The 13,090-nt window shown below is 44.1% G+C and carries 12 protein-coding genes; 4 read left to right on the top strand and 8 right to left on the bottom strand.

Going from position 1 to position 13,090, the window contains the following annotated elements:
* Positions 1 to 113 precede the first annotated feature (113 nt).
* The 3 genes from E1963_RS08575 (at position 114) to E1963_RS08565 (ending at position 3,183) form a co-directional block, all read left to right on the top strand.
* Positions 114 to 1,418 (top strand): ABC transporter substrate-binding protein, encoded by a 1,305-nt coding sequence (locus E1963_RS08575; RefSeq protein WP_132277146.1) that lies wholly within the window; start codon positions 114 to 116, stop codon positions 1,416 to 1,418.
* A 71-nt stretch (positions 1,419 to 1,489) separates the two neighbouring features.
* Positions 1,490 to 2,368: a carbohydrate ABC transporter permease gene (locus E1963_RS08570; RefSeq protein ID WP_132277144.1), complete on the top strand. Its 879-nt coding sequence runs from the start codon at positions 1,490 to 1,492 to the stop codon at positions 2,366 to 2,368.
* Entirely contained in the window at positions 2,365 to 3,183 is an 819-nt protein-coding gene (locus tag E1963_RS08565; protein ID WP_279230707.1) for a carbohydrate ABC transporter permease, read from the top strand. The genes E1963_RS08570 and E1963_RS08565 overlap by 4 nt, the downstream gene beginning before the upstream one ends.
* On the opposite strand, the gene E1963_RS08560 is transcribed toward E1963_RS08565, so the two are convergent.
* Positions 3,166 to 4,839, bottom strand: coding sequence for a DUF4091 domain-containing protein (locus E1963_RS08560; RefSeq protein ID WP_132277142.1), 1,674 nt, complete (start codon positions 4,837 to 4,839; stop codon positions 3,166 to 3,168). The two genes, E1963_RS08565 and E1963_RS08560, sit on opposite strands and share 18 nt — an antisense overlap.
* Positions 4,840 to 5,067: 228 nt before the next feature.
* On the opposite strand from E1963_RS08560, the gene mutY reads away from it, so the two are divergent.
* The gene (gene mutY / locus E1963_RS08555; protein ID WP_132277140.1) at positions 5,068 to 6,828 is read left to right on the top strand and encodes an A/G-specific adenine glycosylase; all 1,761 of its coding nucleotides are present in this window, start codon (positions 5,068 to 5,070) and stop codon (positions 6,826 to 6,828) included.
* A 107-nt stretch (positions 6,829 to 6,935) separates the two neighbouring features.
* Here mutY and E1963_RS08550 read toward each other — a convergent pair whose 3' ends face one another.
* The 7 genes from E1963_RS08550 to E1963_RS08520 all read right to left on the bottom strand — a co-directional run bounded on the left by E1963_RS08550 (position 6,936) and on the right by E1963_RS08520 (position 12,948).
* Entirely contained in the window at positions 6,936 to 7,358 is a 423-nt protein-coding gene (locus E1963_RS08550) for a bacteriohemerythrin (protein WP_066572822.1), read from the bottom strand.
* Positions 7,359 to 7,396: 38 nt separating this feature from the next.
* Positions 7,397 to 8,065, bottom strand: a complete 669-nt coding sequence (locus tag E1963_RS08545; protein ID WP_132277138.1) for a phosphatase PAP2 family protein — start codon at positions 8,063 to 8,065, stop codon at positions 7,397 to 7,399.
* Positions 8,066 to 8,354: 289 nt separating this feature from the next.
* Complete coding sequence (locus E1963_RS08540; protein ID WP_132277136.1) at positions 8,355 to 8,591, bottom strand: helix-turn-helix domain-containing protein; 237 nt, start codon at positions 8,589 to 8,591, stop codon at positions 8,355 to 8,357.
* Between the two features lie 5 nt (positions 8,592 to 8,596).
* Positions 8,597 to 9,016: a sigma-70 family RNA polymerase sigma factor gene (locus E1963_RS08535; protein WP_132277134.1), complete on the bottom strand. Its 420-nt coding sequence runs from the start codon at positions 9,014 to 9,016 to the stop codon at positions 8,597 to 8,599.
* 307 nt (positions 9,017 to 9,323) lie between these two features.
* Complete coding sequence (locus tag E1963_RS08530; RefSeq protein WP_167482151.1) at positions 9,324 to 11,588, bottom strand: ABC transporter permease; 2,265 nt, start codon at positions 11,586 to 11,588, stop codon at positions 9,324 to 9,326.
* Positions 11,588 to 12,289, bottom strand: coding sequence for an ABC transporter ATP-binding protein (locus tag E1963_RS08525; protein WP_167482150.1), 702 nt, complete (start codon positions 12,287 to 12,289; stop codon positions 11,588 to 11,590). The genes E1963_RS08530 and E1963_RS08525 overlap by 1 nt, the downstream gene beginning before the upstream one ends.
* A 74-nt stretch (positions 12,290 to 12,363) precedes the next feature.
* Positions 12,364 to 12,948, bottom strand: coding sequence for a TetR/AcrR family transcriptional regulator (locus E1963_RS08520; protein WP_132277130.1), 585 nt, complete (start codon positions 12,946 to 12,948; stop codon positions 12,364 to 12,366).
* Between the last annotated feature and the right edge of the window lie 142 nt (positions 12,949 to 13,090).

Below are 13,090 nucleotides of genomic sequence, written 5' to 3'. Positions count from 1 at the left end.
GATTTTGAATGTTTTAGGATTGCGGGAGCATGATAATGCGGAGCAGTCCGTAGGTATCAGGGGGTCAAATACCTTTTGACCCCAACATCTATGTAATTTTATGGGAGGCAATTATGAAAAAGAGATTAGCAGCAGCGCTTGCTTTCGTCCTGTCCTTATCTTTGCTGGCCGGATGCTCCGGCGAGGAGAAGAAGAGCGGAGTCTCGTCAAAAGACGACGGAAAGACAACCCTTACATTCTGGTGCCACGATAACGAGCCATGGGTGAAGGCATACGAGGAGATGGCCGAAAAGTTTGAGAAGGCCAATCCGGATATAAAGGTAGAGATACAGGACTATCCGTATGAAGTATATAACGATAAGATCCAGACGGCGCTCACTTCCAGCACGTCCGGGCCGGATGTGATAGCTGTATGGGGCGGGATGGCACCGAACTTTATCAAGTCGGATGCATTGTCTGAAGTTCCGGAAGAACTTTCCAAGGAGCTGGACGAGGACTATATGGAGCCAACTGTAGGCATCTATCAGAAAGACGGCAAGTATTATGGCGTGCCGATGGAATTCAACCTGGAATATGGCGGTATGATCGTGAACAAGAAATTATTTGATGAAGCGGGAATCTCTTATCCTGAGACATGGGAAGAACTCCGCAAGACGTCCAAAGAGGTGTCGAAGTCAAATGGCGATATCGTAGAAGTCAAAGGATTCGAGATGATCGATACCGATGCGCTTATCTGCAACTATCTGGCAATGATACTGCAGCAGGGCGGACAGTATCTGCAGGAAGATAATTCTGTCAACTTCGCCACCGAAGAAGGCGTAAAAGCCATGAATGAGATACTCAGCATGGTAAAAGACGGAGAATGCGATCTGGAGAACCTGACGGCGGATGAATACTGCTATAATGATGTATACCAGGATAAAGGCTACATGTCATCGGTAGGTTCCTGGGCGATCGGCGAAGGTACCGGCTCTTATGAACTTACCTACGGAGAGGATTTTGAATATGTAAAGGTCCCGCAGTACGGCGAGGACATGGCATTCGCGTCCGAGACAGGATGGGGAATCATCGTGCCGGAGAACGGTAAGAATAAAAACGCGGCATGGGAGTTTGTCAAGTTCTTCAGCGAACCGGAGAATCTCGTGCAGCACAATATCGCCTGCAACCAGCTTCCGCCGAGAAAGTCTCTTCTTGACAGCGAGGAATATAAAGAAGCCATGCCGAATGTCACGTTCCTTCTCGATATCCTTCCGAGCGGACAGTGGATGGGGCCTTACAACACTTCTGATATGAGAGATATCTTTAACCAGATGTTCATCGACCTTTGCCAGTCCGATAACCCGGATGTGGAAGGTGCCTTAAAAGAGGCATCTGAGAAGATTACCGAAGAGTGCCAGATTGGCTATTCTATGGATTAGTACAGGAGCGGCAGAGAATATCCGGACAGGATTCTCTGCCCTTTTTCGTTGACTGAGAAGGAGTCCTTTATATGAAGAACAATCGGTTTACAGCGGCGGTACTCGTGCCGAGCTTTCTGTTTTTATTTATGTTTACGGCGTTTCCGGTCGTCTATGGCCTCGGAATCTCTTTTTTTGACTACAACCCTGCGAGCACAGAGAATCTTTTCCTTGGCCTGGAGAATTACAAACGGCTTGTCCGGGACGATGTGTTCTGGGAGGCAGTGAAAAACACGGTGTTTTTTGGCGGTGCAGCCGTATGTGCCAACATCGTCATCACGCTGTTTCTCGCTAAGATCATATCAGTGCTTCCGTGGAAGAGATGGAAGACTTTCTTCAGGACCATATTGTTTATCCCATGTATTGCCCCTGTCGTAGGGACATCCATGGTGTGGAAGTACGGGATACTGGGGACGGACGGCGGGGTATTGAACAAGATAGCGGCGGGCTTCGGGGCAGCTCCCAAGAACTGGTTCCTCACGACCCTCCCGCTGATGCTGCTCATAATCGTGTATACGCTCTGGGCGGATATCGGTTATAATGTCGTGCTGTTTACCGCCGGCATAGAAGGGGTGCCGAAGGAATTTGACGAAGCCGCGGCTATCGACGGCGCAGGACCCGTACGCCGGTTCCTATCGATCAAGCTGCCGCTGATGGGCCGTACGTTCGCGTTTGTTGCCATTATGACCATGGCGAACTATTTTCAGATGTTTGCCCAGTTCCGCATCTTTGCCCCGAAGGGCGGCATGAACAACTCGGCCATGGTGCTGACGAACTATATATACAGGACAAGCTTTATAAGCTTTGATATGGGATATGCCTCTGCCATTGCGGCAGGACTGTTTCTGATCGTATTTGTGGTGGCGATGATACAGAATAAGATGATGCGTGCAGATTGGAGTTATGAATGATGAAGAAGAAATACCATTATGTAATCGTTACATTCCTGAGCCTGTTTTCCGCTGCCATGATGTATCCCATGGCATGGATGCTGATGATATCCTTTAAGACGAATGCGGACATCCGTACGAACAAGACAAAGTTCTTTCCGGAAGAATGGACGCTGGAAGGGTATAAGACTGCGTTTGCCAAAGCCCCTATCGGGCACTGGTTTGCGAACAGCATGTTTATAACCATATGTATCACGGCAGCAGTCATACTCACAAGTACGCTGATCGGGTATGTATTTGCCAAGTATCAGTTCCGGGCGAAGAAGATGATGTTCGTCTTGCTGCTTGCGACGATGATGGTGCCGCCGCAGGTGACGATGATTCCACGGTATCTGATGATACAGAAGATGCATCTGTTCAATACGAAGTGGGCGCTGATCGTTCCGGCGCTTGTGAGCGCGTTTTCCATCTATCTGGCGAAACAGTTCATCACGGACGTGCCGGACAGCCTGTGTGAGGCGGCAAAGATGGATGGAGCCGGGCCGCTGCGGATATACTGGAGCGTGATACTGCCCAATATAAAGCCGGCCATCGGCTCCATCGGCATCTTTACAGCCATGGCAAACTGGAACGATTATCTGAATCCGCTGCTGATGCTCAATGATATCGACAAGATGACGCTGCCCCTCGGCCTTGTCATCTTCGACAGCCAGAGGACGGTGGACTTATCCGCCACGATGGCGGCGGCAGCGATGATCATGATGCCCATGATCATCATATTCATTCTGTTCCAGAAGCAGTTCATCAAAGGCATGACCTTAAGCGGTATGAAGTGAAGTCCTTGCGGCAATCTCTTTGTTGATCCGGTTGCGGAGCCAGATCATGTACATGTCTGATTTCGGGAACCGCTTGAACGTCAGAGGCTCCGCCAGATTTTCCTCGATAAGTTCCATGACATATTCCCTGCTTGTGAGGGATTCCAGCAGACGGCATGCCCGAAGGTCGCAGAGCGCTTCGTAGTGGACCATCATGCGTAAGGACTCTTCCGGCTGTCCGCCGGCTCCAGGATATACGAGGAATGCATCACCAGCGGGGAAGCCTCCCCCTGCGTCCGTGACTTCATACGGGTTGATATGTTCAAGGGAGAACTGGCTGTTATAGAAATTGTATCCCCAGTGCAGGATGCCGATGATGTCGTACTTATATAACTGGATGCCATAGATCCGGTTGCGCAGCGACGGCATGGACATGAACCGGTTGCTCACTTCGAGGTATTGTCCGACGCAGTAATAGGTCCACATATCGGTAAGTCCGTGCCCGAGGAACTCGTCGATCTCATTATTGCCGGGAATCGGTTTGTCTACAAGGCCGTGCCGGTAGAAATCGTAGCTGGAGAGGGCGTCGAAGGTATGGAAGCCTTCCAGCAGGTCCGCCACAGATTCTTTCGCCTGCCGGTACGTATCCAGGTCGTCCGGGCGGGGCTCATCCGACAGATGGAAGTAGGTAATCTTATCTATGCCCCACTCTTTGAGCTTTCCGGTAAGCTCGGGTAGGAAGGCGTGGAGAAAGCGGGTATATTCTCCGATGGCTGGCGTGTGCCAGCCGAATATCTTTTCCTGCCGGCCTCCTACGTCGGCCATGATCTTCGGCGGATATTTGGCGCCCCACTGGGAGAAGAGATGGGACATCTCAAAGTATTCTATGCCGCATGCACGGCAGAGGTCCACCCAGCGCTTCAGCCGGCTGAAGCCAAAGGTATAAGTACCGCCTTCTACGGTGACGTCTATGAGCTGTACCGTGGTCCTGTCCCCACCGAAAGCCGTGTCCAGCGCGGGAGTGAATAACGGGGTCAGCATCATGTTGCATCCCCTGTCCGTATATTCCAGGAAGAAGTTCTTTAAGATCGCCCAGTGCTCCTCAGAAAATACAGGGACATGGTAGTAGTCTGCAAGGCAGTCGGCATGCATCCATTCGGTGTGCATGATCTCCTGCTTCGGCAGCACGGCATCATATATGGTGACGGAACACTCGGCGCGGCAGAGCGTCTGCCCCTCGTCCGCCAATGCTATTTCTATCGGATATACGCCAGGCTCCATATCTTCCGGGACTCTGATATCGATCCAGAGGCTGCGCCACATTCCGGGATAGATGTATGTAGTGTCATCGGTCAGGTCCCGCAGCAGATCGGGGTACATTCCTGATGTGGTCCTCAGATAGTTGTCGTCTGTCTCTGGATTGCATGCGCGGCCTACGGGAACGTTCTGCACATTGCGCACCCGGATCAAGTCCTTTATCGGAGACTGGATGGCTACTTTCGCCTCTGTCTTGAAAAAGGTGTTGGAAACGGTGCAGGCGGCCTGGAAGGATACGGTCTCCCCTTTGAGCGAGCTTAAGGGAAGGCACTCCGGCCGGTAGACGGGAGTCTCGTCCGGGAAGACCTTCGCAAGTGAGCTGAGCAGCTTTATTTCATAAACGGGTGTCTGTGAATCCATTACACGTAAACCTCTCTTTCTTCATTTTTATAGCTGTAGGAATATTGTACGTTGTTAGGGCGGCAATGTATAGGACAAACGATACATTTCCTTATAGAAAATACTGATATAGCTATAGAAGATGACTATGCAAATTCAGGAAGAATATGATTCTGTATTGGCGGGAAGCCGCAGTCTGTGCTAGAATGGCTTTTGTAAACGTAAGGGAAAGGTCAGGAGAGAAGAACGATGAAGTACGAACGGATCAGGAAAGGGACGTTTCTGGAGCGTCCGAACCGGTTTACCGCATATATTGAACTAGACGGAAGGAAGGAGACGGTCCATGTCAAGAACACGGGCCGCTGTGCAGAGCTGCTCCTTACGGGGGCGGAGGTATATGTGCAGGAGTCGGAGAACCCGCAGCGGAAGACAGCATGGGACCTGATCAGCGTCAGGAAAGGAGACCGCATGATCAACATGGATTCCCAGATGCCGAACCGGGTGGTGCAGGAATGGATGGAAGAGGGGCATTTTACAGAAGATATCCGTCTCATCCGTCCGGAGTATACGTACCGTAATTCCAGGATCGACCTGTATGTGGAAGCCGGGGATAGGAAGATCCTTGTGGAGGTGAAGGGCGTGACGCTGGAAGAAGACGGCGTCGTGCGGTTTCCGGATGCCCCCAGCGAGAGGGCTGTCAAACATGTGCAAGAGCTTGCGGAAGCTGTGAAGGAAGGATATGAGGCATATGTGTTCTTTGTCATACAGATGCAGGATGTGCGCTGCTTTACGCCGAATATGGACACGCATCCGGCCTTTGGCGAGGCGCTTAGAAAGGCTGCCGGAGCCGGCGTCCATGTGGTGGCCTATGACTGTGAAGTGGATACCGGCAGTATCACGCTTGCCAAAAAAGTCCCCGTCATCCTTCATGAGCCGCTTCTGTATGAGCTGGCAGAACCTCTCGTTGTCTGGTACCGCAGCAACAAGAGGGATCTGCCATGGAGAGAACAGCCGGATGCCTATCATGTATGGGTGTCGGAAATCATGCTCCAGCAGACGAGGGTAGAAGCGGTGAAGCCCTATTACGAACGGTTCCTGAAAGCGCTTCCGACGGTAAAGGATCTGGCGCAGGCCGATGAGGATACGCTGTTAAAGCTCTGGGAAGGGCTTGGATACTATAACAGAGTGCGCAATATGCAGAAGGCGGCACAGCAGATCATGGCGGACTACGGCGGCGAGTTTCCGGGGACCTATGAGGAGATACTATCGCTGAAAGGGATTGGGAGCTATACGGCCGGGGCGGTCAGCGCGTTTGCCTACGGTATCCCGAAGCCTGCCGTGGACGGTAACGTGCTGAGGGTCGTCTCAAGGATACTGGCAAGTACGGAGGACATTATGAAGCAGAGCGTCCGCAAAGATATCGAGAAGAAGCTGGAGGAAGTCATTCCCGCCGACGCGGCCAGCGACTTCAGCCAGGGGCTGATTGAGCTCGGCGCTATCGTCTGCCTGCCGAACGGAGAGCCAAAATGCTGGGAATGTCCTGCCAGAAAGCTGTGCAGGGCCCACCGGATGGGGATAGAGTCGGATCTCCCGGTAAAGAAAAAGCAGAGCGCGCGGCGAGTCGAGGAGCGGACGGTATTCATCTTCCGGGACGGGGAGACGGCCGCCGTCAGAAAGCGTCCCGGAAGGGGGCTGCTCGCCGGAATGTATGAGCTTCCCAACGTGGAGGGCAGGCTGACAGAAGAGGAGGCTCTTGGCTATAGCAGGCGTATCGGGCTGGCCCCGATCCACATAAAGCGCCTCGGGGATGCAAAGCATATTTTCAGCCATGTCGAGTGGCACATGACGGGATATCTCATCCGGGTGGACGAACTCGAGAATTCCTGTTCCGAAGATTTCCTGTTCGTCCGCCCGGAAGAGGTCCAGGAGAAGTATCCGGTACCCGCAGCATTTGAACATTATACAGGCTTCATCGACATCCGGCTTGGACAGGAGAAGTACAGGCGGTAAAGCGGGCGCAGGACGAGAGACATGCGTACGTCAGAGCAGGGGCACGAAGGGGCAGCGGACAGAAAAAAAGAAGGGGCCAGGCCCCTTCTTATCGTTTCACTTCGGTCTTACAGTCTTTCGTTGTTGCCGCGCATGAACTTGTACTCTGCTACAGAGCGGTCAAATCCTTCGATGTGGACGTAGAACCATTTTACGATGTTTTCTTCTACTTTCTCCACGAAAGCCTCTGACGGGCCTTCTTCTTCCTGCAGCATCTCCTGAAGTTCATTGATCGTCTGCTTGAATACTTCATGCTGTGCTTTGTGCTTCTCGTATCCCGGATATTCAATGTCTTTCTGGAGCTGCTCTTCTGCCTTGAAATGGTAATCTGTATAGTCGGACAGATAGTCAAGGGTCTTGATAGCGGTGAGCTTCTCATTGCCGCCTTCACAGCTCTCAAGCAGGCCGTTCATCCTTTCGATCAATTCTTTGTGCTGAGCGTCAATCATCTCATTTCCTGTCACGAGGTTTTCACTGAATTCTGCATACATTGTTATCGTCTCCTTTATTATTGTAGTAAGCCAGCCTTTCAGATTGGCTGATGGGAAAGCTTCGGCGCTTTCTTTTCCTGAGTTACATATACGAGCGGGTAGAGGACACATGCCATTGCCGCGGCGGCAATAACGTCTGTCACGGAATGCTGTTTCAGGAACATGGTAGATAGAATAATCAAAAATGCCATCATATAGGTGCCGTACTGGATGGTCTTATGCTTCTTAAGCGCACTGCTGTGGGACACGGCTATCGTAACACCGATGGAATTGAACACGTGGATGCTTGGCAGGACGTTCGTAGGCGTATCGGTAGTATAGAGCCTCTGTACCATATCTACAAATACGTTGTCCCTTTCAAATACGACCGGCCGGAGATTCAAACCATTCGGGAACACCGAGCATATGACGAGGAAAATGGTCATCCCCGTAAACAAAAATGCGGTGAGCTGGTAAAATCCCTTCCTGTCGGTAAAGAAGAAATAACCGATAGCAAGCGCGATAAAGAAGAACCAGAGCAGATAGGGCACTATAAAGTATTCCACAAATGGAATGTAGTCGTCCAGCGGTGAATGTATCAGGTAAAAATGACTGGTGACATTCTTTTCCAGATAGACGAACCATGGCATATAGATGAATACGTATAAGAACACCCATGCGTGCCTGTATTTTTTAATAAAATGCGTTATCTTATCCCAGGCTTTCATTCATATTACCCCTTTTTCTTTTTCGGCCAATAAAATCATATTCTTGGTTCAACACGGATTATAACATGAAAAAAAAGAATCAACAACAATGTTTATTATTTATTAAGAAATTTTATATGGGTTTTTGAATTATCCGCATAAACACTATACTTATAAGCAATTTCATAATTGCAAAACCATTCATTTTACCACGAATTTACCACGATTGAAGAGCCTTGATATGACAATAAAACCGATAAGGGAGATAGCACATGAAAGCTGTGTATCTCCCTTTGTTCGTACTAAATGACTACTTCACTCTGATTTCAAACTTCAAGATAGCTTTCATCATTTCCGCATGGATTTCTCCCTTTAGTTCTTCATCAACCTGCATATGTACAGTACCATTTTCGTGATAGCATGGTCGTAAGCATACTTTGGAGATATAGGCGTTATAAAAATCTAATATTTCTCTGACTGCTTTTTCATCTCCGCTGGTCGCTCTGCAAATGAGGTCATAAGAGGGATAACTATAATCTTTTTTCATTTATCCTATTTCCTTTCGTTTAATAACTTCTGTAATTTTTTCATTCCTCTATCCCGTCTGCTATTGATAGCAGAACGTGATACATGACAAAGTTCTGAAATCTCTCTGTCGCTCATGTCTTGAAAGAAATGCAACAAGATAGCACTACGCTGTTTCTCTGTTAATTCTTTCAAAGCTGTACTTAATTTTTCATCAGATATACAAATTACAAAATTCAGCACTTGAAATGATACAAATTCATGTGAATAGCTATCATTCATAGCTTGTTCAAACTGTTTTATTTCAGGCAATTCACAAAACAACACTTCACACTTAGAACGTCTGGCAATTTGTCTTCTATGACTTGATAATGTGCCTTTAATAACAATCATCATCAAAGAATTAAACTGTAAACTGACGATATGCTCGAAAGAAGATGTCCTCATAATCTCACCCCCTTTCTGCCAAAGCAAAACTATATAAACGAAATATTTCATAATGGAAATACCGTTTATAACTTTTGAAAAAAGCAGAAAAAAGGTGTATAAAAAAGCCCGCACAAAATATACAATTTGTACAGGCTGATATATCGGAATATTTATCTAAAAACGAAATTTTTTCAAATCTAATTTGAGTATCTAAATTTATATCTAAAGCATTTCATATCACCAAGCCCCTTTGGAATATTAAGAAACATAATCTCTAATTTGTTATTTCATTTAGAAATAGAATGAATGGTGCTATTTACTTATGCTATTCATTTACTTTTAATGCTGACACCATATCTATATACTTGATTTTTTGCGTCAGTAATTTATTGATAAGCCATGAAAGCAAGAATGTCCCTAATAAGCTTGCAAGATAGACGTAATACGGAGTATAAACACTTATATCAATAGAAGTTTGAACCGTGCCCAACATGACAAGCAATAAAATGTACCCTACGGGCAGACCAATGATTACACCAATAAATGTAAGCCATAAGTTTTGTTGTATCATGAGTTTTTTAATCCGCTTATTGTTAAATCCTAATACTTTTAAAGTTGCCATATCTCTATAACGTTCCATATAAGATAACGTTCCCAAATTATACAAGATAACACTTCCTAAAAGAATTGCCATAAATAAAAATAAACTGCATAGCATAACGGAAGAGTCCAGCATGGTATCTAATCCAGATTTTAAATCAGATTTATTTTGGGTATTGCTTACATAATCAGAGTCTATTTTGACATTTGTTGGACTGTATCCGATAATAGATGTTGTATAAAAAGGAATATTTTCCTTATCCATATCAGACTTCATCATTGTAACGCCTTGCGACATTGGCGTATGAATGATTTCTGACACAATGGACATATACCATTTATCTGTGCCAGAAAACCTGAACCGAATTCGTTCCCCAACTCGAATACTCAATTCATCTGCGATATTTTGGGATAAAGCAACACCATTTTTCAATGTCACCTGTTTATCATTCGTATCATATAAGCGAATATAATCCTGACTTTTCAGTCCCGTAAAAGAGGTTGTTTTTTCATTATTTTCCGTTTTTAAAACAATAGAGCTTTCCATAAGTTCTTCGCCGAATGTATCTTCTAACAATTCACTTCTATACGTTTCATCTGAAAATGTTCCCGTGATTTTTGTTTCAAATGTCTGCACTTTTTCAAATGTCCAATCTGTTAAATTCTGCATTGATGTAAATAATCCCATTGAAGAAAACAATAAAGAAACACAGCCAATCACTCCGAATATCGTCATCATACTTCTAAGTCTATTTTGAAAAATGTCACGAATGTTCCAACGCTTGTAAAAGGATCGGCACCTATTCAGTGTATGGAATGATATTTCTTTCATAGCCTTTTCGCCAGAATTTGTATAAAGTATTTTGGAAGCATTATCGTTTAAATACTTTCGGCATATAAACATAGAAACAATAAAACTTAAAAATGCACATACCAGAGGTAAACACCAGCTTCCTTGAATAATTGCAGGCTCTAACTTAGGGAGTACATACATTTCTCCCATAGTTGGATATAGCAATTTGGGAATTATGATAGAACCTATGCACCACCCTATAACTGCACCTATAAAACATACAAAGGTGCTATGAGAAACATAATGCAAATATAGTTTACTTTTATGAAAGCCTAATGCCTTTAAGATACCAATTTGCATACGCTGTGAATTTAATAAACGGTGAACAGTCGTAATAGTGATAAGGACTGCGATAAACAAAAATACGGCAACGAAAATCAAACCTATTTCTTTATGCTGTGTAACTTCATCACCTATCATAGAATAGCTAGGGTGGTCCTTTTGCATGACTACGGATATTCCCTGCACCCCAAACACGCTATCTATCGTCTTTTCTATATTTCCAGTTCCTTTTATCAAGAGTTGGTTATAAGGGACTGATAATACATCTTTTTGAATGGAACATTTATTAACAAAAGCAAAGCCATTCTTTTGGTGGTTTGGCAACATTTCTCCCTCATTAACATTGTAAATATATTCAGGAGAATAACATAATCCGATTATTTCATTCTCTATAAGCTGTCCATTTACATTCAATACAATTTTGTCATGGAGAGCATAGTCATTCTCCTGTGCAAAAAGTAAATCAAGCCATATCCCCTTTTTCGTCGTGTCATATGCTTCACCGTCTGCCACCTCTATTTTAGAAATAGAATTTTGATTATCCAATACATAGAAATCCACAGATTTATTTTTATCATGTTCAAGTGTTGATGAAAGATATAATCTTTTTTCGATTTTAAGTATATTTGACTTGCTTTCCAATTCATCTACTTTTGCTTTATCGAGTGTTTCGCTTGTTATCCATGCGTCGGCTAAATTCGTCTTATCCACAAATGAATGAAAAGATTTGTTGATTCCATTGTATTCGCATGTAATGCCTGAAAAAATAAAGTTACTTGCAAACATCATTAAAAAAATTGCAATAAAAGGGACTTTATTCTTCCATATATCTCGGAGCATTTTTCTAATTAACATTACCATTCCACTTCCTTTATACTAATTGGATTTTCATTTTCTATGATTTCAGTGATTTTCCCATTTCGCAAACGTATTACTTTGTCTGCCGCCTTTGCAATATTGGCATTATGGGTAACTATAATTGCAGTCTTTTGATACTCCCGGCATATATCTTGTATGAGTTCTAAGACCATACAGCCTGTTTCACTATCCAAAGCACCCGTAGGCTCATCACAAAGAAGAATTTCAGGATTTTTAGAAACTGCACGGGCGATGGAAACTCTCTGTTGTTCGCCACCTGATAGCTGGTTCGGAAATTTCTTTAAATGCTGTTTCAATCCAACCCTTTCTAAAATGGCAGTAGGTTCAAGAATATCCTCTTTAATATCTTTCATCAAAGCAACATTTTCATAAACAGTTAAGGTAGGTATCAAATTATAAAACTGAAAAATAAAACCTATCTCGTTTGCTCTATAATCAGCTAAAATTCGTTCATTCATTGCGGATAAATTTGTGTCATTGACTGTGATTTCCCCAGAACTTAAAGTATCAATGCCACCTAAAATATTAAGCAAGGTACTTTTACCAGCACCAGATTGTCCTAGTATTACAACAAATTCTCCTTTGTTAATTTCAAAATTTATATGGTTTAATGCGTATATTTTTTTAGCACCATTTTCATATATTTTAGATACGTTTTTTGCAAGTATCATAGCCATAAATTTCATTCCTTTCTTAAAAAAGAGCATAAGAAAAACACGTACATAAAAGAACAGAAATTATGCAAGCGTTTTTACTTCATTTGACCAATAAAGCCAGTACAGAATAAGCGGAATAACTTTATAAACTCTGCTTTAGCGTCATTGATATTGTCATGTTCGATTAAGACGTGTTTTAAACAGTCTGCCAATACATCAATTACGATTTTAGAATAGTGAGCGTCATCTTTCATGCGAATATGTTGCTGTAAATGCTCCTGCAATTCTTCTATGAATTTTTCTTTTCTTTCTAGTAAAGATGAACTCTCTAATTTCAATATGATAACGATACGTTTATCAAGAAAACCTCTCAATTCGCTTTTATCAAAAAATTCTTCTAAGTGTTCTGCATAGTATAAAGCTTCCTTTTGTGTCAGAGGACATTTTATTTCATTTTCAAAATGCTGTTTCATCAAATTCTCAATATTGTCAAAAACGGGTATAAGAATTGTCTGTAATAAAACTTCCTTGTTTTTAAAATAGTGATATATGTTCCCAATCGTAGTGTTTGCCTTATACGCAATCACTCTCATAGATACATTTTCATACCCCATTCTCATAAATTCATTTGTCGCTACATCTATGATTGTTTGTCTTATTTCTTCTTTTTTTACTTGCACAATATCACCTCCATGACTACATGATATGGGAAATTAAAAATGATTTCAATAGATGTTCGTTATTAAAAATCAGAAGTTAAAAAGCGTTCATTTTTGAAAAATACACTCCCCCTTTGTTCCTCTTGATTACCCAACACAGAAA

Origin of the sequence: Extibacter muris (assembly GCF_004345005.1) — a bacterium.
Taxonomy (GTDB): Bacteria; Bacillota; Clostridia; order Lachnospirales; family Lachnospiraceae; genus Extibacter; species Extibacter muris.
The sequence above is the reverse complement of the archived record's forward strand: the minus strand, read 5'-3'. Positions and strand labels throughout refer to the sequence as shown.

Excerpts from the sequence above, each read along its gene's own strand:
- E1963_RS08575 (WP_132277146.1), top strand. The coding sequence starts at position 114 with ATGAAAAAGAGATTAGCAGCAGCGCTTGCTTTCGTCCTGTCCTTATCT.
- E1963_RS08545 (WP_132277138.1), bottom strand. The coding sequence starts at position 8,065 with ATGAAAGCCTGGGATAAGATAACGCATTTTATTAAAAAATACAGGCAC.
- E1963_RS08525 (WP_167482150.1), bottom strand. The coding sequence starts at position 12,289 with ATGGCTATGATACTTGCAAAAAACGTATCTAAAATATATGAAAATGGT.
- E1963_RS08535 (WP_132277134.1), bottom strand. The coding sequence starts at position 9,016 with ATGAGGACATCTTCTTTCGAGCATATCGTCAGTTTACAGTTTAATTCT.
- E1963_RS08550 (WP_066572822.1), bottom strand. The coding sequence starts at position 7,358 with ATGTATGCAGAATTCAGTGAAAACCTCGTGACAGGAAATGAGATGATT.
- E1963_RS08540 (WP_132277136.1), bottom strand. The coding sequence starts at position 8,591 with ATGAAAAAAGATTATAGTTATCCCTCTTATGACCTCATTTGCAGAGCG.
- E1963_RS08560 (WP_132277142.1), bottom strand. The coding sequence starts at position 4,839 with ATGGATTCACAGACACCCGTTTATGAAATAAAGCTGCTCAGCTCACTT.
- mutY (WP_132277140.1), top strand. The coding sequence starts at position 5,068 with ATGAAGTACGAACGGATCAGGAAAGGGACGTTTCTGGAGCGTCCGAAC.
- E1963_RS08530 (WP_167482151.1), bottom strand. The coding sequence starts at position 11,588 with ATGTTAATTAGAAAAATGCTCCGAGATATATGGAAGAATAAAGTCCCT.
- E1963_RS08570 (WP_132277144.1), top strand. The coding sequence starts at position 1,490 with ATGAAGAACAATCGGTTTACAGCGGCGGTACTCGTGCCGAGCTTTCTG.
- E1963_RS08565 (WP_279230707.1), top strand. The coding sequence starts at position 2,365 with ATGATGAAGAAGAAATACCATTATGTAATCGTTACATTCCTGAGCCTG.